Below are 19,672 nucleotides of genomic sequence, written 5' to 3'. Positions count from 1 at the left end.
GCGTCATGTCCCTTTCCGACGAACGCGCCAATGACCTGTTCATGGTCGAACCGCTGCCAAGCGCGGAACGCGGCATCTTTTCAGTCTTTGCACTCTTGTGCGACACGGCTGTCATCGTTCTGACAGCCCTGCTCACCGGCCTTGCCTATCATGCGACCATTTACGGGTCCCTCGGGCCGCTCAGCAAGCCGCTTGCCTATGGCATCATCATTGCTGTCACCTACGCCCTGCTCAAATTGTCGCGTGGCGATTATGGCATGGCGCGTTATGCGCTGGCGCGGCGTGGTGCAGAACGTGACCTGCTGACGTGGACAACCGCATTCGTATGCGTGCTGTGCATCAGTTTCCTGGCCAAAACGAGCGAGCTTTACTCGCGCGGGGCCATCGTCGTTTTCTTCGGCGCAGGCCTTCTCGCCCTTCCGGCGCTTCGCCTTGCGCTTGGCGGATTGTCGCGGGCGCTGCTGAGCGATGGGCGTATGGTGACGCGCCGCACCTTTCTGGTGGGAAGCGAACGTGATGTTCTGGCCTTCCATCGCCGCTTCCGCGCCAATTGTCCCGGGCTTGAACTGGTCGGCAGTGCGTTTGTGCACGCTGACAGCCATGAGCTTGACAGCGAACTTTCGAAAGCCGTCGCCAAGGCAAGGGTGCTGACACCAGATGACATCATCATCGCCGTGCCGTGGGCGGACCATAGGCTGGTCGAGCACTGCATCGATGCGTTCATGACGATACCGGCGGCCATTCATCTGGCACCAGAGCGCATTCTTGATCGTTTCGATGACATGGCGGTTGCCAAGCTAGGGCCGCTCTCAAGCCTGCAGATCACGCGGCCGCCTCATCATGCCAGCGAGCGGCTGGCAAAGCGCCTTTTCGATATCGTTGCCGCGACCGCAGGGATCATCATCCTGGCGCCGCTCCTTGCGGTCGTTGCGGTGCTGATCAAGCTTGATTCGCCCGGGCCGGTGCTCTTTTTCCAGAACCGCTTCGGCTTCAACCAGAAGACGTTCCGTATCTTCAAATTTCGTACCATGACGACACTCGATGACGGCCAGACGATCCGGCAGGCAACCCGTGACGACCAGCGCGTCACCCGCATCGGCCGGCTGCTGCGCCGCTATTCAATCGATGAGCTGCCACAGCTCTTCAACGTGCTGATCGGCGATATGTCGATTGTCGGGCCAAGGCCGCATGCGGTTGCGCATAACCACGCCTTTGAGCGACGCATCTCGCTTTATGCGCGCCGGCACAATGTGAAACCGGGGATCACTGGCTGGGCCCAGGTGAATGGCCTGCGCGGCGAGACGGATACTGACGACAAGATGCGCCGGCGGGTCGAACATGACCTTCATTACATCGATAATTGGTCGCTGCTGTTTGATCTGCGCATCTGCGTGATGACGCTCATCAGCCCGTCAACCTTCAAGAACGCTTATTGAGGATCAGCACCATGTCGCCATTGACCCAGCGCTTTCACGTGCTCGACGCCTGGCGTGGCGTTGCCGCACTCCTCGTGGCGCTTGAACGTCTCCACGCCAATGGCTTCTTCTACAACCTGCCGATCGTTCGCAATTCCTATCTCTTCGTCGATTTCTTCTTTGTCTTGTCCGGCTTTGTCATCGCTCATGCGTATGGCGCCAAGCTGGACGGGATGAAGCCGGCAGCAGCCTTTGCGCTACGTCGTTTCGGGCGCCTGTGGCCGCTGCATATGCTGCTGCTTGCGATGTTCGTTGCTTTTGAAGCCGTGAAACTCGCCCTCAGCCTGAAGGGTGTGGCGATGGACGTTCCGCCCTTCTCCGGCACAAGCTCTCCCGCGACGATCCTGACCAATATCGCGCTTGTTCATGGCCTCAATCTCTATGAGGTGCTGACATGGAACCAGCCCTCATGGTCGATCTCTGATGAGTTCTGGACGTATCTCCTGTTTGCGGCGGTATGTGTTGTGGGCGCGCGCCGCCTGAGCCTGTGGTCGACGATGCTGAGCCTTGCGGCGCTTCTGACGCTGATCCTCGTGGCACCGCGCGGCATGGATTCAACCTATGATTTCGGCATCCTGCGCTGCATTGCCGGCTTTTTCGCCGGCGTCGTCACGCAGCGTCTGTGGCAGCGCGCCGGCAGCGCTGTGCGGTCGCGGGTGATGGCATGGTCAGCCTGGCTTGAGCCGCTGATGATCCTTGCGGTCATCGTCTTCGTGTCGGCTGCCGGGCGCGGGCCCCTTGCCTTCCTCGCACCTTTCGTCTTCTCGGCCATGGTGTTTGTTCTCGCCTTCGAGAGCGGGCCGGTATCACGGCTCATGACTGGCCGTGTCTTCCAGGCGCTCGGCGCCTGGTCCTATTCAATCTACATGGTGAATTATTTCGTCGTGCTGATGGTCGAGCGCCTCGTCAATTCAGCGCAGCGCGAGCTTGGTACGTCGCTGATCGAGACGGTGGCGGTTAACGGGCAGCCGAAGGCGCTTTATGCCTTCGGCCCGGCGGGGGCGATGGATGCGATGGCGGTTGCCTATCTCGCCGCCGTCCTCGCCTTGTCCTTCCTCACCTACACATTGTGCGAAGCACCGGCGCGACGTTTCTTCAACCGCCAGGCTGACCGGCTCGAGCAGCGCGCAAAGCCGCGACAATTAGCGGGTGCCTGTGCCTAGTAACGGTCGATGAACAAACGCCCGTCGCCAACAATCTTGAGATCAGGATGGCCGACCAGTTCGGTGTCCTTGCCGGCATAGTCGATGCGCGACAAGACGATCTGCAAAGCCGCGATCCGCGTGCGCAATTTGTCATTGGCAAGAATGACCGTCCACGGTGCGTCATCAGTGTCGGTCTTCTTGAACATACGGGAAAAGGCGCGCGAATAGGCCGGCCATTGGTGAACGGCCTTGAAATCGATCGGAGAAAGCTTCCACAGCTTCAAAGGGTCCTGGTGGCGCGCCCACAGGCGCTTGAGCTGCATTTCGTGACCGACATCGAGAAAGATCTTGAAAAGGTAGATGCCGTCGCGGATCAGCATGCGCTCAAACGTCGGTGCTTCTTTCAGGAACGCCTTGCATTGATCCTTGGTACAGAAGCCGTTGACCGGTTCAACGGCGGCACGATTATACCAGGAGCGGTCGAACAGGACGATATCACCACGCGTCGGCATGGCCGACACGTAGCGCTGGAAATACCATTGGCCCTGCTCGGCTTCTGAAGGTTTCGACAAGGCGACGGCCCGCGCGGTCCGTGGCGGCATGTGCTGGAGGAAGCGGGCAATCGTGCCTCCCTTGCCGGAGGCATCACGCCCTTCAAAGACAATGACGATGCGCGCGCCCGTGTCGCGGGTCCAGGCGTGCAGCTTCAAAAGTTCGATCTGCAGCTCATGGATGCGCTTATCGTAGTCCTCACGGTCGAACTTGCTGTCGTAAGGATAGCCGCCGGATGTGAAGGCGCGATCCCTGATCTCGGCTGGCAGTTTTTTGGCATCAAGCGAGAAGGACTCATAATCACCGGCTTTGTTCTGCCCTTTGATGCCTCGTGCCATATGCTCAATCCCCGATTGCCAGCGTGGAGGAAAACATATCACTGAAACGGCGTGTCAGACAAAAGGCTGAAGGAAGCGTCTTCTCTTCGTCACCGATTCGCCGCAAACTTGTCGCCGAGCCTGTTCCCGAACGCCATCTTCCCCGGAGGCCCATGAGCGTCATCGACAAACAGGAGCGCTCGCGCATCGCAGCGACCTTGCCTGCGCGCGTGCGGCTTCTGCCCGACGGCGGACGCCTGTGGCTGATCGGCGTCAGCGCCGCCGTTTGTATCGCCTTCGCTGTGATGAGTGATGCACCCTGGTGGCTGAGTGCTGTGGCGTTCCTGGCACTGTCACTCACGATCTTTGTGACGAGCGTCCCGTCAAGCGATAGCCGGCACCGGGCGGATTTCTCCGCAAATAACCTGCGTCGCGATCTCGATCACCGCAGCGCGCTGCTGATCGCCGCGCTGCCTGATCCGTGCGTGGTGGTCAACCGGCGTGGCGTCGTCGTCATGCATAATGAGCAAGCCGCCAGCGCCATTGTCGGCCTGCGCATGGGCGAACCACTGTCATTCGTGCTGCGCGTGCCCGCAGTGACGGAAGCCTTGCGCCTGGTGCTCGCCGGCGGGCGCTCGCCGGCTGTACACTTCGGCGAGAGAGTTCCCATCGAGCGCAGCTTCGAGGCATTTGTCGAGCCGATCCACGTCAACCCGTCATCTGCCGGCAGCATTCCTGATTATGTGCTGATCATCCTTCACGATGAAACCAAGCGCCAGCGCCTTGAAACGATGAGGGTCGATTTCATCGCCAATGCCAGTCACGAGTTGCGCACGCCGCTCGCCTCCCTTCTCGGGTTCATCGAAACCCTGCAGGGACCCGCCCGCAACGACACGCCGGCGCGAGACCGCTTTCTGGGCATCATGCGCCAGCAGGCCCTGCGCATGTCGCGCCTCATCGATGATCTGTTGTCACTGTCACACATCGAGCTCAACGCCCATGTCAGGCCGCAGGCGGTCATTGACGTGTCCTCCGTGGTGGCCCAGACGGTCGATGCGTTGTCGCCGCTTGCCAATGACAACCAGTCACGATTGCAGCTGACGTGCGAGGGCGCGCCCTTCGCGATCAGGGCCGAGCGCGATGAAATCTACCGTGTATTCGAAAATCTCATTGAGAACGCCATCAAGTATGGCGGCGACGGACAGACGGTGCGCATCATAATCGATCGCGAGCCGGCGCAAGACGGCTTTGCGGCTGCGGTGCGGGTGAGCGTGGTCGATCAGGGTCCTGGCATCGCACCTGAACATTTACCCCGCCTGACAGAACGCTTTTACCGGGTCGATACCCAGACCAGTCGCGCCAAGGGCGGCACCGGGCTCGGACTGGCGATTGTCAAACACATCCTCGCCCGCCATCGGGCGCGGCTGACGATCAACAGCACCCTCGCTGAGGGCTCGACATTCTGCGTGCGTTTTGATGAAGTCTTTCAAGGCGATGCGTCCTGTCACCCTATTGTCAAGGAAGGATCATAAAGACGTCTCCGCAGATCATCGCGCCCGATTGCCTCAGGAAGCAAGCGTAACCCGCTTGCACTTCTGCAAAAGCTGCGATCAAGCTGTCTAATGTGTCGTCTCCTCGCTGCGAGGAGTGTTGCACGACAGGACATGAGGAAAAATACCGTGGATCATACCGTCAAGGCGTTTGAAGATGAGCTGGAAAATCTGACGCGACTGATCGCCGAAATGGGCGGGCTTGCTGAAAAGGCGGTTGCTGATTCAGTCCTGGCGCTCGGCCGACGCGACCTTGATCTCGCAGGGATTGTCGTTCGGGACGATGTGCGCCTCGACAGGTTGCAACGGGAGGTCGAAGAAGCCGCCATTTTGCTGATCGCCAGGCGACAGCCGGTTGCAAGCGATCTGCGCGATGTTGTCGGCGCGCTGCGCATCTGCAGTGATCTTGAGCGTATCGGTGATCTGGCAAAGAATATCGCCAAGCGGGTGATTGCCATGGGCAGCGGCGTGCCGCCGCAGAAGCTGGTGCATGGCGTTTCCCACATCAGCCAGATTGCGCTTGAACAGCTCAAGCATGTGCTCGACGCCTATACCCAGAAGGATCAGGGCAAGGCGCTCGGCGTGTGGAAACGCGATGAGCAAATCGATGCGATGTACACCTCGATCTTCCGCGAGCTGCTGACCTACATGATGGAGGATGCCCGCAACATCACCGCCTGCACGCATCTCCTGTTTACGGCCAAGAATATCGAGCGCATCGGCGATCATGCCACCAATATCGCCGAGACGGTGTATTATGTCTCGACAGGTGAAAATCTGTCGGAAGACCGGCCGAAAGGTGATGATTCGCTCTACACATCCAGCATCCCCACCGCCGCCCAGTAGGTCCACCATGGTCATGCATACGCGGGTGATGATTGTCGAAGACGACGAGCCGCTGACCTTGCTGCTGCGCTATAATCTGGAAGCGGAAGGCTACAAGGTTGATGCTGTTGCGCGCGGTGACGACGCCGAGACGCGCCTCAGGGAGCATCAGCCGGATCTGGTGTTGCTCGACTGGATGCTGCCGGGCCTCAGCGGCATTGAACTGTGCCGGCGGCTGAGGGCGCGGAGCGAAACGGAACGTCTGCCGATCATTCTGCTGACGGCGCGCGGGGAAGAGGGCGAGCGCGTGCGTGGTCTCTCGCTGGGCGCTGATGATTATGTCGTCAAGCCGTTTTCAATACCCGAACTGATGGCCCGCGTGCGTACACTCCTGCGCCGCTCCCGCCCTGAACTGGTGGCCAACCAGCTGCGTGCCGGCGATATCGAGCTTGATCGCGAGACACACCGGGTGCGACGCGCCGGGCATGAGATCCATCTTGGTCCGACGGAATTCCGCCTGCTCGAATTTCTCATGCAATCGCCCGGGCGGGTGTTCTCGCGCATGCAATTGCTCGACGGTGTATGGGGCCATGACGTCTACGTCGATGAGCGCACTGTCGATGTTCATGTCGGACGCCTGCGCAAGGCCGTCAATCGCGGAAAGATGATGGACCCCATCCGCACCGTGCGGGGCGCTGGCTATTCATTCAATGATCAATTCAGCAGCCGCGGCGCTGCAGCCTGAGGCTGACGGCGCCTCGGGCTGACGTTTTCTGCGGCCGAAGGTGGCTCGTTCACACCCTGGCGCGGACATCGCGCTGCGCCTGGCGGCGGCGCTCATTGGACGGTTGATAGGCAACCGCGCAATGATAGGGGCAGTAAGGCTTTTCGTTGGAGCTATCCGCGCCGCAGAAGCCGAAATCGGTCGCGACCGGATCACCGATCGGCCAGCGGCAGGTACGAAACCCGAGTTGCGTGATGTCGATCTTGTCGTTCGTTGGCGCGGGAAAAGGAATCATCACCGCCGGCTGGGCAATGACATCGATCTGGGCCTCGGTCTCGATTTTGAGCGCGGTGGCGCCAAAACTGATGGGGCGGGACGACACTGTGCGCTGGACATGACCCGTCGATTTCTGCTTCGGACGGGCGGCGCGTGGCGCCTGACTTGCCGACTTTGCCCGACCCGACAGGCCGAGCCGATGGACTTTGCCGATCACGGCATTACGCGTGATGCCACCCAATTGCTGCGCGATCTGGGTGGCGGTCAAACCGTCTTCCGTCCATAGTTTCTTTAACAATTCAACGCGTTCATCGGTCCAGTTCATATCATGCCCCCCGCCAGTCCGTGGACGGAATCCCTCAGCGCTCGCCTTATTGCTGTAGCAATCGGCTCCGCACGCCTTGACTGTTAAGCTGTATTACTGCGCCACCACGATATGTCGTGGCCCGCAGTTACGTACCTACTACAGGCTGAATCTGACGCGCAAGCGCGCCAGGCCCCGTCAGCGTGTTATCCCCAGATGTGTGGCAAAGTTGAGTCCGCGTACGAAACCTTCCTCACCCTTCGTAAAGTTGACATAAGTTCAAGATTCAATAGAATTCATGCTCTCAGGCCGCCGGTGGGCGGCTTTCGCTTTTTTGTACCGCAGCCCTCTGCTTGTCAGTCCAGCCAAGCTCACGACCAACGGCCCGAAAGGATGCGCCCATGACCACGCCATCGCCGCTTCTGCCTGCCTTCGCCCGTTCGGAGCTTGCATTTGCCCGAGGTGAGGGCGCGCGCCTGTTCACCGCCGATGGCACATCCTATCTTGATTTTGCCGCCGGCATTGCCGTCAATTCGCTCGGACATTGCCATCCGCATCTGGTCGCGGCACTCAAGGCGCAGGCCGAGACGCTGTGGCATGTGTCAAACATGTATCGCATTCCTGAACAGGAAAAGCTGGGCGCCCGCCTCGTCGAGGCGACATTCGCTGATTATGCCTTCTTCACCAATTCAGGCGCCGAGGCGCTTGAAGCCTCGATCAAGATGGCGCGCAAATATCATGCGGCCAAGGGAGCGCCCGAGCGCTATCGCCTGATCACCTTTGAAGGGGCTTTTCATGGCCGCACCCTGGCAACGATTGCGGCGGGCGGACAGGCCAAATATCTTGAGGGTTTCGGACCCAAGGTCGATGGCTTTGACCAGGTCCCCTTCGCTGATCATGAGGCGGTGAGGGCCGCCATCGGCCCGCACACTGCCGGCATCCTCATCGAACCCCTGCAGGGCGAGGGCGGCATTCGCCCGGTGCCGCCGCAATGTCTGCGGGGCTTGCGTGCCCTGTGCGACGAGCATGGCCTTCTGCTGATCTTCGACGAGGTGCAGACGGGCGTTGGCCGCACCGGCAAGCTGTTTGCGCATGAATGGGCCAATGTCACACCCGATATCATGGCGATTGCCAAGGGCATCGGCGGTGGCTTTCCCATCGGTGCCTGTCTTTCAACCAAAGAGGCTGGCATCGGCATGACGGCCGGCACGCATGGCACGACGTTTGGCGGCAATCCGCTGGCCTGCGCGGTGGGCAATGCGGTGCTTGATGTGGTGCTGGCGCCGGGCTTCCTCGACCATGTGAACGATGTTGCGGGCTATGCCAAGCAGAAGCTGGCGGCGCTGAAGGATCGCCATCCGCAGGTGATCGAGGCCGTGCGTGGCGAAGGGCTGATGATGGGCCTCAAGGTCATCCCGCCGGTTGGCGACGTGGTGCAGGCCCTGCGCAAGCAGCATCTGCTGACGGTTGGCGCCGGCGACAACACGGTGCGCCTCCTGCCGCCGCTGGTAATCACGCGCGGCGACGTCGATGAAGCCCTTGTCAGCCTGGAAAATGCCTGCCGCGAATTCGAGACGGCGCGTGCTTCGAGTACAAAAGGGGAAGCGGCATGAGCAGAAACGGCGTGTCGACATTGAGTTCGGCCCGGCGCTCCGGCGCGCGCAAAACCGTGTCGGCGGTGAAGCATTTTCTCGATCTGCGCGACATGTCGGGCAAGGAATTGCGTCACATGATCGAGTGGAGCCGCGCGACCAAGGCATCACGCGAGGCCGGCAAACCGCAGGACAAACCGCTTGCCGGCAAGATGCTGGCGATGATTTTCGAGCGCCCGTCCACGCGTACCCGCGTATCCTTTGACGTGGCGATGCGCCAGCTTGGCGGCGAGACGATGGTGCTGACGGCAGCCGAAATGCAATTGGGGCGTGGCGAGACGATTGCCGACACCGCGCGCGTGCTGTCGCGCTATGTCGATGCCATCATGATCCGCATTCTTGACCATGGTGTGCTCGAAGAGCTGGCGGCCAATGCGACGGTACCGGTCATCAACGGTCTGACACGGCGCTCGCATCCCTGCCAGGTGATGGCGGACGTGATGACGTTCGAGGAGCATCGCGGGCCGATTGCCGGGCGCAAGGTGGCGTGGTCGGGCGATGGCAATAATGTTCTGGCTTCCTGGGTGCATGCCGCCGCGCGCTTTGACTTTGAACTGAGGGTGGCGGCGCCGCCTGAACTGGCGCCGCGTCAGGATGTTATCGAATGGGCGCACAGCGCAGGCGCCAATGTCACCTTCACGACGGACCCCGAACAGGCGGTTGACGGGGTCGACTGTGTCGTCACCGACACGTGGGTGTCGATGGGCGATGTCGAGGCGGAACGCCGGCACAACCTCCTCAAGCGCTATCAGGTCAACAAGCGCCTGATGGCGCGCGCCAAGCGCGATGCCATCTTCATGCATTGCCTGCCGGCGCACCGCGGCGAGGAAGTGACGGATGACGTCATCGACGGCGCCAATTCGGTGGTGTTCGACGAGGCGGAGAACCGTCTGCATGCGCAGAAGGGTATTCTTGCCTGGTGTCTGGGAGGCATGCAGGAGTGAGCGAGGCGCCGTCACGTCCGGCGCGCGCGGTGCGCGATGATAGTGTTCTGCCCTTTCAGGTGGACAGCCTTGACGTGCGCGGGCGCATCGTCAGGCTCGGCCCGGTGCTCGACCTCATCCTGTCGCGTCATGATTATCCGCGCCCCGTTGCCCGATTGCTTGCCGAAGCGGTAGCGCTGGCGACGCTTCTGGGAAGCGCGCTCAAATTCGATGGCCGCATGGTGCTGCAGACCAAGGGCGATGGCCCGGTCGGCATGCTGGTTGCTGATTTCGAAGCCCCTGACGGCATCCGCGCCTGCGCAAGCTTTGACAAGGGACGCCTGGCGCAAGCGCAATCAGCCGGACGCATCAGCGCTCCGGAGCTCCTCGGCAGCGGCTATCTTGCGATGACGCTCGATCAGGGCGCGGATATGAAAAACCGCTACCAGGGCATCGTCGAGCTTGATGGCGCCAGCCTTGAGGAGGCGGCCAGCACCTATTTCCTGCGCTCCGAACAGATCCCCTCGCTCGTCAAGCTGGCGGTCGCTGAAAGTTTCACGCCGGTCAACGGCACCATGCAGGCAGGCTGGCGGGCGACCGGATTTCTGGTGCAGTTCCTGCCCGAAAGTCCGGAGCGGCGGCGCATGGCCGATCTGCCGCCGGGCGATGCGCCCTCCGATTTCGTGGCGCCCGTCCATCGCGACGATCAAGCTTGGCTGACCGCCCAGGCGCTGGTCGAGACGATCAGCGTCGATGAGCTGGTCGACCCGATGGTATCGCCGGAAACCCTGCTCTACCGTCTCTTTCACGAAGAGGGCGTGCGGGTTTTCGAGGCGCAGGCGATCCGCGATTTCTGCCGCTGTTCGCAGAAACGCATCGTCGGCGTGCTCAAGAGCTTCGATGCCGAGGAGCGCGCCAGCCTCGTCAACAATGGCCGTGTCAACGTGACCTGCGAATTTTGTTCGCGCGCCTATGATTTCGTCGCCGAGGAAGTGGTCGACTAGATCGAAAACCGGGTTGAGATTACAGGCCGGCGCGGCAGCCTTCGAAGAGGCGATCAAGGAAGGCCTCGCAAGTGCGCAATTCGCTGACCGCGATCCATTCATCCGGCTTGTGCGCCTGGGCGATATCGCCGGGGCCGCAGATGATGGTGGAGATGCCGGCTGCCTGGAACTGCCCGGCCTCGGAGCCGTAGGGCACGACGATGGTGTGGTTGCCGCCGCTGCAGCGCAGCGCCAGAGCTTCGGCAAACGAGTCCTTTTCCGGCGCCAGACCGTTGAGCCAGAACTGACGCTCATGGGTGATGGCTGATTCAGGGGCGGTTGCCGTGAGATAGGGCAGGATGACACGGTTGGCATGGGTGCAAAGGCTGTCGACGACCGCCTGCATGTCAAGGCCGGGCAACGCCCGTATTTCCCAGTTCACCATCGTGTCCAGGGGGACGATATTGCGCGCGACCCCGCCTTTGAAGACACCGACATGGAGCGTGGTGAAAGGGGGATCGAAGGGGCTCGTGGCATCAGCGCGCTCACGAAACTGTGCTGCCAGCCGCTCGATTTCCGCCACCAGCATGGCGCCGGCCACAATGGTGTTGGCGCCATCCGAGGGTTTCGATGAATGCGCTTCACGTCCCTTGAAACAGGTGAAATAACCAACCGCCGATTTATGACCGTTGGCGACTTTCATCAGGCTTGGTTCGCCAACCAGAACCGCGCGCGGTTTGGGCAGATCATGGCCGAAGCGGGCAATCGTCGGCAGGATGCCCTCGCAGGTCGTCTCCTCGTCGTAAGAGATCACCAGATGGACGGGTGTGGTGAGGGCGGTCGCCTTGTTCGCCACCATCTTTGCCAGACAGACTGCGATATAACCCTTCATGTCGGCGCTGCCGCGGCCAAACAGCTTGTCGCCCCTCCTCGTCAGCGTGAAGGGATCGCTGGTCCAAGCCTGCCCTTCCACCGGCACCACATCACTGTGGCCGGACAGGCAGATGCCGCCGGCTCCCTCAGGGCCGATGGTGGCAAAGAGGCTCGCTTTCGCCGCCAGGGGATCGGTAATGCGCTGCGAGCGGATGCCGTGGCTCCCCAGATAGGAGTCAACCCAGGCGATGAGATCAAGATTGGATTTCGACGAGACCGTATCAAACGACACGAGGCGGGCGAGAATAGCTTCGCTGGAGAGAAATTCGGCCATGCGCCGTCAGTTCAGGACGCGGCGCATATGCGGGCTGTCGAGCGAGAAAGCCGGAATATCAACATCGAATGTTTCGCCATCGGACCCTTCCATGGTGTAGGCGCCGACCATGATGCCCGAGGGCGTGCTCAGCGGGCAACCGGAGGTGTACTGGAAGTGCCCGCCGCTGCCCAGAACCGGCTGCTCGCCGACAACACCGCGCCCATGAACTTCCTGCACCCGCCCATTGGCATCCGTGATCTTCCAGTAGCGCGAGCGCAACCGCACCGTTTCAGCACCGTGATTGCGGATATCGATGGTGTAGGCCCAGAAGAAAACACCCTCATCGGGCGAGGATTGCTCGGCAAGAAATTGCGGCTCGACCGATATTTCGATGGTGCGCGTCTGGCGGCGATAATTCATGGCAGGATCTCCGCGCCAAGCTTTAGGGTCAGGACCCATTAATTTAGGCAAAACGGCATGGCACGAATGGATAAAATGGCAGGAGAAGCCCGAAAAGCATACCCTTTGGTATGGTTGAGGGCGTCGACGAACCAGTTTGCCATTCGTGCCTTGTCCTTCGGATGGGGTGACATGACGCGATCTTTATGTCGCAAGCCTTTGAACGTCAGACGACTTCCTGCAGGCTTGCTCCTCAACCTCGCGCCATGTCCCTCCCACCGTTTCGCCCAAATTAATGAGGCCTGACCCTAGGCAGCCCCCAGAGCGCCGTCAATGTCGGCAAAAAGGTCGTCGACATGCTCCAGGCCAACCGACAGGCGCACATAGGCCTCGGAAATCCCCATTTCCTGCCGCGCCTGCGGGCTGAAGCGCTGATGGGTGGTGGTGGAGGGATGCGTGATCAGGCTCTTGGCGTCACCAAGATTGTTGGAAATGGCGATGAGATTGAGCGCATCAAGGAAGCGGAACGCGTCCGCCCGCCCGCCCTTCAGCTCAAGGCCGACCAGCGTCCCGCCCGCCCGCATCTGCCGGCGGGCCAGTTCATATTGCGGGTGATCGGCGCGGTAGGGATAAAGGATACGTTTGAGCTTGTCATGGGAGGCAAGCCGGTCGGCAAGCTCGGTTGCGTTGGCTGTCTGGCGTTCGACGCGCACACTCAGCGTCTCGAGCCCCTTCAGCATCACCCACGCATTGAAGGGGCTGATTGCCGGGCCGGTCTGGCGCAGGATGGTGTGATAATGATCCTGAATGATCTTGTCGCTGGTGACGATGAGGCCACCAAGGCAACGCCCCTGTCCGTCGATATGCTTGGTGGCTGAATAGACCACCACGTCGGCGCCAAGCTGCAAGGGGGATTGCAGCAGAGGGGTCGCAAACACATTGTCGACGATGAATTTGATGCCAGCTTCACGGGCAATCGCAGCGATTGCCGCAATATCATAAACATCGAGCGTCGGATTGGTCGGGCTTTCAAGAAAGAAGGCTTTTGTGTTGGGGCGCAGCGCCCGGCGCCAGACATCAAGATCCGCCCCCTCGACCAGCGTTGAGGCAACGCCGAAGCGCGGCAGGAATTCCTCCACCACATAGCGGCAGGAACCAAAGAGCCTGGACGCTGACACAACGTGATCGCCGGCGCCAACCAGCCCCATCAGAGCGGTGGTCACCGCTGCCATGCCGGTCGCGGTCGCGCGCGCCGATTCCGCGCCCTCAAGGGCGGCGATGCGCTTTTCCAGCATTGAAACGGTGGGGTTCGAAAAGCGCGAATAGATATAGCCGGGATCATTCCCTTCAAAGCGGGCAGCGCAGGTCGCCGCATCGGGATAGACGTAGCCCTGCGTCAGGAAGAGTGCTTCGGACGTCTCGCCAAATTGCGAACGCTCGGTGCCGGCATGGACGGCGCGCGACTGAGGATGAAGCGAGCGAATATCAAGGCGGCGGGGAGTGATCGTCATGTGCAAGCCTTTCACAGGGGCTCGCAAATGACCGGTGGCGCGTTTATCGCGCATCCCGGCCTTTTAGCGAGCAGTCAATAGCGTGGTCGCAAGCCGGCCGGCCCAAATCGCCACGCGAAAAACTGCCTATCGCGAACACGGCTTGGCGTCAACCAAGCCATGGGCTAGATGGCAGGGATGACATCACGCCCTGCGACCACCCTCACACCTTTGCCAATCTCCGGTATTCTACCCTGCCAGGCGATCGCCGCCATGGTCGCGCGCGGCGACATCAGCACCACGCGGCCCCTCGATGACGATCAGATCCAGCCAGCGAGCCTTGATCTCAGACTGGGCGCGCGCGCCTACCGGGTGCGGGCGAGCTTCCTGCCGGGGCGCCGGCTGGCAGTGTCGCAGCGGCTTGAAGAAGTGGTGCTGCATGCGTTCGATATCAGCGAGGGGGCGGTACTCGAAACCGGCTGCGTCTATATCGTGCCGCTGATGGAAAGCCTGGCACTGCCGTCGGCGATCGCCGCCTCGACCAACCCAAAAAGTTCCACCGGGCGCCTGGATATTTTCACCCGTGTCATCAGCGATCATGCGGTGCTGTTCGACAAGATTGCGGCTGGCTATCACGGACCGCTTTACGCTGAAATCAGTCCGTCGACCTTCCCCATTCTGGTGCGCGCCGGTTCGCGGCTGTCGCAGATCCGTTTCCGCATTGGCGATCCGCGCGTGCGCGATGGCGACCTTGCGGCACTGCATCAGGCCGAGCGCCTCGTTGACAGCGAGGAAGCTCTTCTGGCGAGTTCGGTGGCGGTATCGATTGATCTGTCGGGGCGCGGCAAGGAACGGCTCATCGGCTACCGGGCCAAGAAGCATGCGGGGCTTGTCGATGTTGATCGCCGCGCTGCGCTCGATATCGATGATTTCTGGGAGCCGCTTTACGCGCGCGGCAGCGGCTCGCTGGTGCTGGATCCATCGGAATTTTATATTCTCGCATCAAAGGAAGCCGTCCATGTGCCGCCCGACCATGCGGCCGAGATGGTGGCGTTTGATCCGCTTGTGGGAGAGTTTCGTGTCCATTACGCCGGATTTTTCGACCCCGGCTTCGGCCATGCTGCGGCTGGCGGCGCGGGCGCGCGGGCGGTTCTGGAAGTGCGCTCCCATGAAATCCCCTTTATCGTCGAGGATGGGCAGATTGTCGGCCGGCTCGTCTATGAGCGGATGAGCGAGCGCCCGGCCCGGCTTTACGGTGAAGGCGAAGGCTCGAATTACCAGGGGCAGGGCCTTAAATTATCCAAACATTTTCGTCAGCCTCCCGATCACACCTAGAGCATCATCCCGCCAGGTGGATACCGGCTGGCGGAAAAAGATGATGCGAAAGCAATAATCTAGAGCAAAAATCCGTTCCAACTTGATCGGATTTTGCTCTAATTGACGCGGACTTGCAATTCTCTCTTGTCTTGTTGTTTTCGAGAGCATGCTCCAGCCGTGTTGGCGGCGCAAACGGAGAGAGGTTTGAGCGATACCCCCCCATCGCAGCCCCTGCCACCGCGCCCTGCCTGGGTCCGCGCGGCGATGGAGCGCGAGGACAGGCGGCGCATGCGCCAGAACCTTGGCGCCGGTCTTGCCGTTCTGGGGTTGCTGATCGTGGGCTACTGGCTGGTGGAGAGTTTTGCCCAGTCACGCCGGGTGCTGCTGTGCCTTGAAGCCGGTCACCGCCTTTGCGTCCGCGATCCCGAGCTTGACGCCATCCGCGCCCGGCGCGGCTCGTGAGGTGTCAACTCTGGCAGCTGCCGCCGCCAAGCACGCAGAATTTAGCGCAATGGGGATGATTGAGACGAACAGCCCCTTCATCGAACATGCCGCCATCGGCCGTGGCTGCCGCAGCCAGCGTTGGACCCATGTCGAAGCGCTCATCATAGGGCAGCAGCGTGCATGGCAGGACGGTGGCCGCTGAGGCGCCTTTGCGCTTCACCACCATGCGCGAGGACGCGCACATCAGGCTTGCCGGGTCGACATTAAGAAGCGACCAGCAGGCGGTCGTGATCTCAGGAACATCGACGCGCTCGTCCATCTCGGGGAAAAGGACGAGGCGGGCCGGATCGCCCGCATCAAGCGGCCAGCCACGCTCGGCGAAGAGCGCGCGGTAGCCAGCGCGCAATTCGTCGTCATTTTCGGACCAGCAGGTACGCCCGGCAATCGCCAGATCAGCGCCCTGCCCGACGAGCCAGCCTATGCCTTCAAGGGTCCGTTCAAACGAACCGACGCTGCGCTCGCTGTCATGAAGTGCAGGTGTATAGTGATCAACACTGACGCGCAGAGACAGGCTGGCGCCGTAGGTGGCGATCAATGCGGCGAGCTGCTGGCGCACAGATGGTCTTTGCATCGGCTGCATGGCATTCGTCAGCACCAGCACTTCGAAGCCCCGCGACAACGCCAAATCGAGGATCGCCCCCATATCAGGGTTCATGAAGGGCTCGCCGCCGGTGAAACCGATATGGCGGGTTGGCAGGCCCTCTCGGGTGATTTCGTCAAGAAAATGCGCGACATCGGCAATGGTCAGATAGGCCAGCCGGTCGTTTTTTGGCGAACTCTCGATATAGCAGTTAACGCAGGTGATATTGCACAGCGTGCCGGTGTTGAACCACAGCGTCTCCAGGCGGTGGAGAGCAACACTGGCGCGCTCCTCGCCCTTCAGGGTGCGGCGCGGATCGGTGAATTTGCCAGGATGTAGCGAGGCTGTCTGGCGTGGCATGGGTGCGTTCATCATCGCTTATCGGTCGCCGATGGAAAAGGCGCTGTCAACGCAGGGAAATCACGAGCACCGCCAAGTGTGACATTTACTCCCCGACAATTGATCACATTTTCGTGGCAATCCGAACAAAATGGAAAATAAATGCGTCGATTGGAGCGGGCGAAGGGAATCGAACCCTCGTATGCAGCTTGGGAAGCTGCCGTTCTACCATTGAACTACGCCCGCGCAGAGGTTCTTGTAGCCATGCTTGCGCACAAGGGCAATATGATGTGCTCTCAGGGGCTGTCGCCACCGGGCGAACAAGCCTATGATGCGGAATTATTCTGCGCTCTCACCACCACTGCGGAAAGACATCACGATGAGCGACGGCATGACAATCGCGATGGCCGATGCCACCCCGCCACCCGCCACCCGCCCGCATCGGCTGGCAATTATCTGCCTGGCCGGTGGCATCAGCGCTGCGGTTGCCGGCGCGCTGGTGCTGTGGGCGGTTGAGGGGCCGCGCGTCTTCGTCGATATCCTGCTTGCCGGCGTCGCCGCCTGTCTGTGAAAGAGACCGCCAACGTGAAACTCACTGCCAATCGCCTCGTCTTTCTGTTGTCGCTGCTCATTCTGGCCGGAGGGCTTGCGGCGCTGTCGTGGACACTCACATCCGGCAGAAACCAGCAGCAGGCGGCAAATCTCGGCGGCCCGTTTTCGCTCATCGACCAGAATGGCCGGGCGGTTGACCAGACCATCCTTGCCGGCAAGCCGACGCTGCTGTTTTTTGGCTACACCCATTGCCCCGACATCTGCCCGACGCGGCTCTACGAGATGGCGCAGTTCGTCGCCCGGATGGGGCCGCAGGGCAAGCGTCTCAACGTGGTGTTCGCGAGCGTTGATCCTGAACGTGATACGCCGCACCTGCTGAAGGGATATCTGTCCGGCTTCAGCGATGATTTCATCGGCCTCACGGGGTCGAGCCAGGCGGTGGCAGCCTTTGCCAGATCGTGGCGCGCCTTCTATCGCAAGGTCGGCGATACGCCCGACAGCTACTCCATGGACCACACGGCGGCGATCTATGTGCTCGATAAAAAAAGCGCGTTTGTCGCGCTCATCGATATTGAAAAGGCGCCCGACAAGGCAATGGCGCTGCTGCTGACGCTGCTGTAGGCGGCTCAGCTGTTGTCCTTCTGGCGGCCAACATGGTCGGTCTTGGCCCAGTAAAAGGGCGACCTTGCCAGATCAACCACCGCAATCCAGGCGGCAAGCGAAACCAGCACCCAATAGGCCGGCAGGCTCACGACATCGATCAGGCGCAGCCTGATACCGCTTCGTCTGGCGCCGATGGCGATCATGAGGATGGCCACGCCATGGCCGGCGACAAACAGGATGATGGCGGACGCCATCAGCAGCGGGCTGTTCGGGCTGTCGAGCGACGTGATGGTCGCAAGCAGGATCATCATGCCAAAACACGACAGCGGGTAGATCAGCGCGGCGGCGAGCGTCGCGACAAGCGTGCCGGCGAGGGCGATCGAACCGCGCCATGACAGATCGCGCGCCAGCCGCAGCGGGTGCGACAGATGGACAAGCGCCGTCTGCATCCAGCCTTTCAGCCAGCGGCGGCGCTGGGAGAACCAAGAAGTGAAGCGCGCGGGCGCTTCTTCCTGCGTCTGGCTTGCCACAGCGCCGATCGAATAACCAAAGCGTGCCAGACGGATCCCAAGATCGGCATCTTCGGTGACATTCCACGGATCCCAGCCCATGACGTGGCGGAGTGCGCTGGTGCGGAAGTGATTGGAGGTGCCACCCAGCATGACGGGCATGTCAAGGCTGGCAAGTCCGGGAATGACGACTCGAAACAAAGCCGCATATTCAAGCGCGAACTGGCGCGCAAGCCATGATGCATCGGCATTGTCGATGGCAAGGGGCGCCTGGACACACGCAAGACGTGGCCCTCCGCCAGCGAAAGCCGCGGCGGCGCAGCGTAACTGGTCAGGGGCAGGAATGTCCTCGGCATCAAAAATCGTCACCAGCTCACCACGAGCGAAAGCCAGCCCAAGCTGCAAGGCGCGCGGCTTGGTTCGCGGCAAGCCCGACGGAACCTTGAGCACGGCGTAGCGGCGATCACCATCGACCGCCGCGATCGCCTCTCGCGTCTCCTCATCATCTTCCTCCAGCAGCAGCAGGAATTCGATGAACGGCGCCGGGTAATCAATCTGCCCCAGCGCTGCCAGCAATTGCGGGATGATCCGCGCCTCGCGATAGACCGGCACGAGCACTGAATAGGTCGGCAGCTTATTCTCGGGAAGGCGCGGCGCTGCTTCCTGGTCAGCCTTCAGCATGAAGGCGCAACGCAAGCCCAGGGCAATCCCGAACACGATGGCAAGCGCGATCGTCGCGACCGCTACCGGCAGGAACAGAGGGAGATATCCCTCGGCAACGGCGATCAACATCGCCGCGACGGCGAGGAACGACAGCACGAACGACCGCCGGGCACGGCGCGGTGTATCGTGCGCGCTCAAATCGGGGCGCTCTGTCAACAAGGGAGTGATGTGCGTGGCAAGCAGCCGGTCGCCAGCCTGAGCAATCATCGCCTCCCGGCCATCGTTCGGACAGGCAATCGCCAGGCGGGCCGGCGCATCGGGCCCTGCGACGAGCGTGAAGAGGCGCTCCACATCGCGGCCATGCGGCATCAGCGCGTAGTAACGTTGGCCATGATGGTCGACGGGCAGGATGCGCGTTGCCAGAGGTGATGACAGGGCGCGCGCGCTGAAGGCATCATTGCTGATGGCGGCATTGCGCGGATCGATGAAGGGCAAGCCAAGCGCACGGGCAAGGGCACGCAGATAGGCTCTCTGCGTGCGCCCGTTGACGCTGATGAGAATGTCGTGGGCGCTCACACCGAGTTCTTCGGCCCGCGCCATGGCGGCGTTCAGCTCGCTGGCCGACACGCCGATATCGACCAGAAACGCCAGATCAGCCGGATAAGCTGGATAAGCGAGGTAGGCGGCGCCTGGCTGTTCGCCAAGGCCGGTCCTGCCCGGCGCGTCCGTTGACCCTTGCGACCATGCCGCGCCCGTAACACCGGCAATTTGATCGATTGAATGATCTGTCAATGCGGTTCC

The 19,672-nt window shown here is 61.3% G+C and carries 19 protein-coding genes, 1 tRNA gene and 1 riboswitch; of the genes, 12 read left to right on the top strand and 8 right to left on the bottom strand.

Annotation, left to right across the window (positions count from 1 at the left end):
• Positions 1-5: 5 nt before the first annotated feature.
• Together ACINK1_RS14245 and ACINK1_RS14240 are read left to right on the top strand one after the other, a co-directional pair.
• Positions 6-1,436, top strand: a complete 1,431-nt coding sequence (locus ACINK1_RS14245; protein ID WP_376802164.1) for an undecaprenyl-phosphate glucose phosphotransferase — start codon at positions 6-8, stop codon at positions 1,434-1,436.
• Positions 1,437-1,447: 11 nt separating this feature from the next.
• Positions 1,448-2,638 (top strand): acyltransferase family protein, encoded by a 1,191-nt coding sequence (locus ACINK1_RS14240; protein ID WP_376802163.1) that lies wholly within the window; start codon positions 1,448-1,450, stop codon positions 2,636-2,638.
• Here ACINK1_RS14240 and ppk2 read toward each other — a convergent pair.
• Positions 2,635-3,510, bottom strand: a complete 876-nt coding sequence (gene ppk2 / locus ACINK1_RS14235) for a polyphosphate kinase 2 (protein WP_376802162.1) — start codon at positions 3,508-3,510, stop codon at positions 2,635-2,637. The genes ACINK1_RS14240 and ppk2 overlap by 4 nt on opposite strands.
• Positions 3,511-3,662: 152 nt before the next feature.
• Between ppk2 and ACINK1_RS14230 the strand changes: the two genes are divergently transcribed.
• The 3 genes from ACINK1_RS14230 to phoB all read left to right on the top strand — a co-directional run bounded on the left by ACINK1_RS14230 (position 3,663) and on the right by phoB (position 6,609).
• On the top strand, positions 3,663-5,021 hold the full coding sequence (locus ACINK1_RS14230; protein ID WP_376802161.1) for an ATP-binding protein: 1,359 nt from the start codon (positions 3,663-3,665) through the stop codon (positions 5,019-5,021).
• Between the two features lie 132 nt (positions 5,022-5,153).
• A complete protein-coding gene (gene phoU / locus ACINK1_RS14225; RefSeq protein ID WP_376802160.1) occupies positions 5,154-5,885 on the top strand; it encodes a phosphate signaling complex protein PhoU in 732 nt (243 codons plus the stop codon).
• Positions 5,886-5,898: 13 nt separating this feature from the next.
• The gene (gene phoB, locus ACINK1_RS14220) at positions 5,899-6,609 is read left to right on the top strand and encodes a phosphate regulon transcriptional regulator PhoB (RefSeq protein WP_376802341.1); all 711 of its coding nucleotides are present in this window, start codon (positions 5,899-5,901) and stop codon (positions 6,607-6,609) included.
• A 49-nt stretch (positions 6,610-6,658) separates the two neighbouring features.
• Here the strand turns inward: phoB and ACINK1_RS14215 are convergent, their stop codons facing one another.
• Positions 6,659-7,189, bottom strand: coding sequence for a GcrA family cell cycle regulator (locus tag ACINK1_RS14215; protein WP_376802159.1), 531 nt, complete (start codon positions 7,187-7,189; stop codon positions 6,659-6,661).
• A gap of 380 nt (positions 7,190-7,569) precedes the next feature.
• On the opposite strand from ACINK1_RS14215, the gene ACINK1_RS14210 reads away from it, so the two are divergent.
• From ACINK1_RS14210 to ACINK1_RS14200, 3 genes are all read left to right on the top strand, one after another.
• Positions 7,570-8,781, top strand: a complete 1,212-nt coding sequence (locus ACINK1_RS14210; protein WP_376802158.1) for an aspartate aminotransferase family protein — start codon at positions 7,570-7,572, stop codon at positions 8,779-8,781.
• 116 nt (positions 8,782-8,897) lie between these two features.
• Positions 8,898-9,764: an ornithine carbamoyltransferase gene (gene argF / locus ACINK1_RS14205; protein WP_376802340.1), complete on the top strand. Its 867-nt coding sequence runs from the start codon at positions 8,898-8,900 to the stop codon at positions 9,762-9,764.
• Positions 9,761-10,747, top strand: a complete 987-nt coding sequence (locus tag ACINK1_RS14200) for an Hsp33 family molecular chaperone (protein WP_376802157.1) — start codon at positions 9,761-9,763, stop codon at positions 10,745-10,747. Before argF ends, ACINK1_RS14200 begins: the two co-directional genes overlap by 4 nt.
• Positions 10,748-10,766: 19 nt before the next feature.
• Here ACINK1_RS14200 and argE read toward each other — a convergent pair whose 3' ends face one another.
• The 3 genes from argE to metZ all read right to left on the bottom strand — a co-directional run bounded on the left by argE (position 10,767) and on the right by metZ (position 13,825).
• Positions 10,767-11,933, bottom strand: coding sequence for an acetylornithine deacetylase (gene argE, locus ACINK1_RS14195; protein WP_376802156.1), 1,167 nt, complete (start codon positions 11,931-11,933; stop codon positions 10,767-10,769).
• Between the two features lie 6 nt (positions 11,934-11,939).
• Positions 11,940-12,335 (bottom strand): Co2+/Mg2+ efflux protein ApaG, encoded by a 396-nt coding sequence (gene apaG / locus ACINK1_RS14190; protein WP_376802155.1) that lies wholly within the window; start codon positions 12,333-12,335, stop codon positions 11,940-11,942.
• Between the two features lie 287 nt (positions 12,336-12,622).
• Positions 12,623-13,825: an O-succinylhomoserine sulfhydrylase gene (gene metZ / locus ACINK1_RS14185; RefSeq protein ID WP_376802154.1), complete on the bottom strand. Its 1,203-nt coding sequence runs from the start codon at positions 13,823-13,825 to the stop codon at positions 12,623-12,625.
• A 43-nt stretch (positions 13,826-13,868) separates the two neighbouring features.
• Positions 13,869-13,949, bottom strand: a riboswitch (SAM riboswitch).
• 53 nt (positions 13,950-14,002) lie between these two features.
• Here metZ and ACINK1_RS14180 point away from each other — a divergent pair.
• On the top strand, positions 14,003-15,139 hold the full coding sequence (locus ACINK1_RS14180; RefSeq protein WP_376802153.1) for a 2'-deoxycytidine 5'-triphosphate deaminase: 1,137 nt from the start codon (positions 14,003-14,005) through the stop codon (positions 15,137-15,139).
• 186 nt (positions 15,140-15,325) lie between these two features.
• On the top strand, positions 15,326-15,583 hold the full coding sequence (locus ACINK1_RS14175) for a hypothetical protein (protein ID WP_376802152.1): 258 nt from the start codon (positions 15,326-15,328) through the stop codon (positions 15,581-15,583).
• A gap of 4 nt (positions 15,584-15,587) precedes the next feature.
• On the opposite strand, the gene ACINK1_RS14170 is transcribed toward ACINK1_RS14175, so the two are convergent.
• Positions 15,588-16,580 (bottom strand): radical SAM protein, encoded by a 993-nt coding sequence (locus ACINK1_RS14170; RefSeq protein WP_376802151.1) that lies wholly within the window; start codon positions 16,578-16,580, stop codon positions 15,588-15,590.
• A gap of 136 nt (positions 16,581-16,716) precedes the next feature.
• Positions 16,717-16,790: transfer RNA gene (locus ACINK1_RS14165), tRNA-Gly, on the bottom strand.
• 145 nt (positions 16,791-16,935) lie between these two features.
• On the opposite strand from ACINK1_RS14165, the gene ACINK1_RS14160 reads away from it, so the two are divergent.
• The gene (locus tag ACINK1_RS14160) at positions 16,936-17,115 is read left to right on the top strand and encodes a hypothetical protein (protein ID WP_376802150.1); all 180 of its coding nucleotides are present in this window, start codon (positions 16,936-16,938) and stop codon (positions 17,113-17,115) included.
• Positions 17,112-17,717 carry an SCO family protein gene (locus ACINK1_RS14155; protein ID WP_376802149.1) on the top strand — a complete coding sequence of 202 codons (606 nt, stop codon included), beginning with the start codon at positions 17,112-17,114 and terminating at the stop codon, positions 17,715-17,717. The genes ACINK1_RS14160 and ACINK1_RS14155 overlap by 4 nt, the downstream gene beginning before the upstream one ends.
• Positions 17,718-17,722: 5 nt before the next feature.
• Here the strand turns inward: ACINK1_RS14155 and ACINK1_RS14150 are convergent, their stop codons facing one another.
• Positions 17,723-19,663 carry a glycosyltransferase family 2 protein gene (locus ACINK1_RS14150; RefSeq protein ID WP_376802148.1) on the bottom strand — a complete coding sequence of 647 codons (1,941 nt, stop codon included), beginning with the start codon at positions 19,661-19,663 and terminating at the stop codon, positions 17,723-17,725.
• Between the last annotated feature and the right edge of the window lie 9 nt (positions 19,664-19,672).

Origin of the sequence: Raskinella chloraquaticus (SeqCode), assembly GCF_021731865.1 — a bacterium.
GTDB classification, from domain to species: domain Bacteria; phylum Pseudomonadota; class Alphaproteobacteria; order Rhizobiales; family UBA4765; genus Raskinella; species Raskinella chloraquaticus.
The sequence above is the reverse complement of the archived record's forward strand: the minus strand, read 5'-3'. Positions and strand labels throughout refer to the sequence as shown.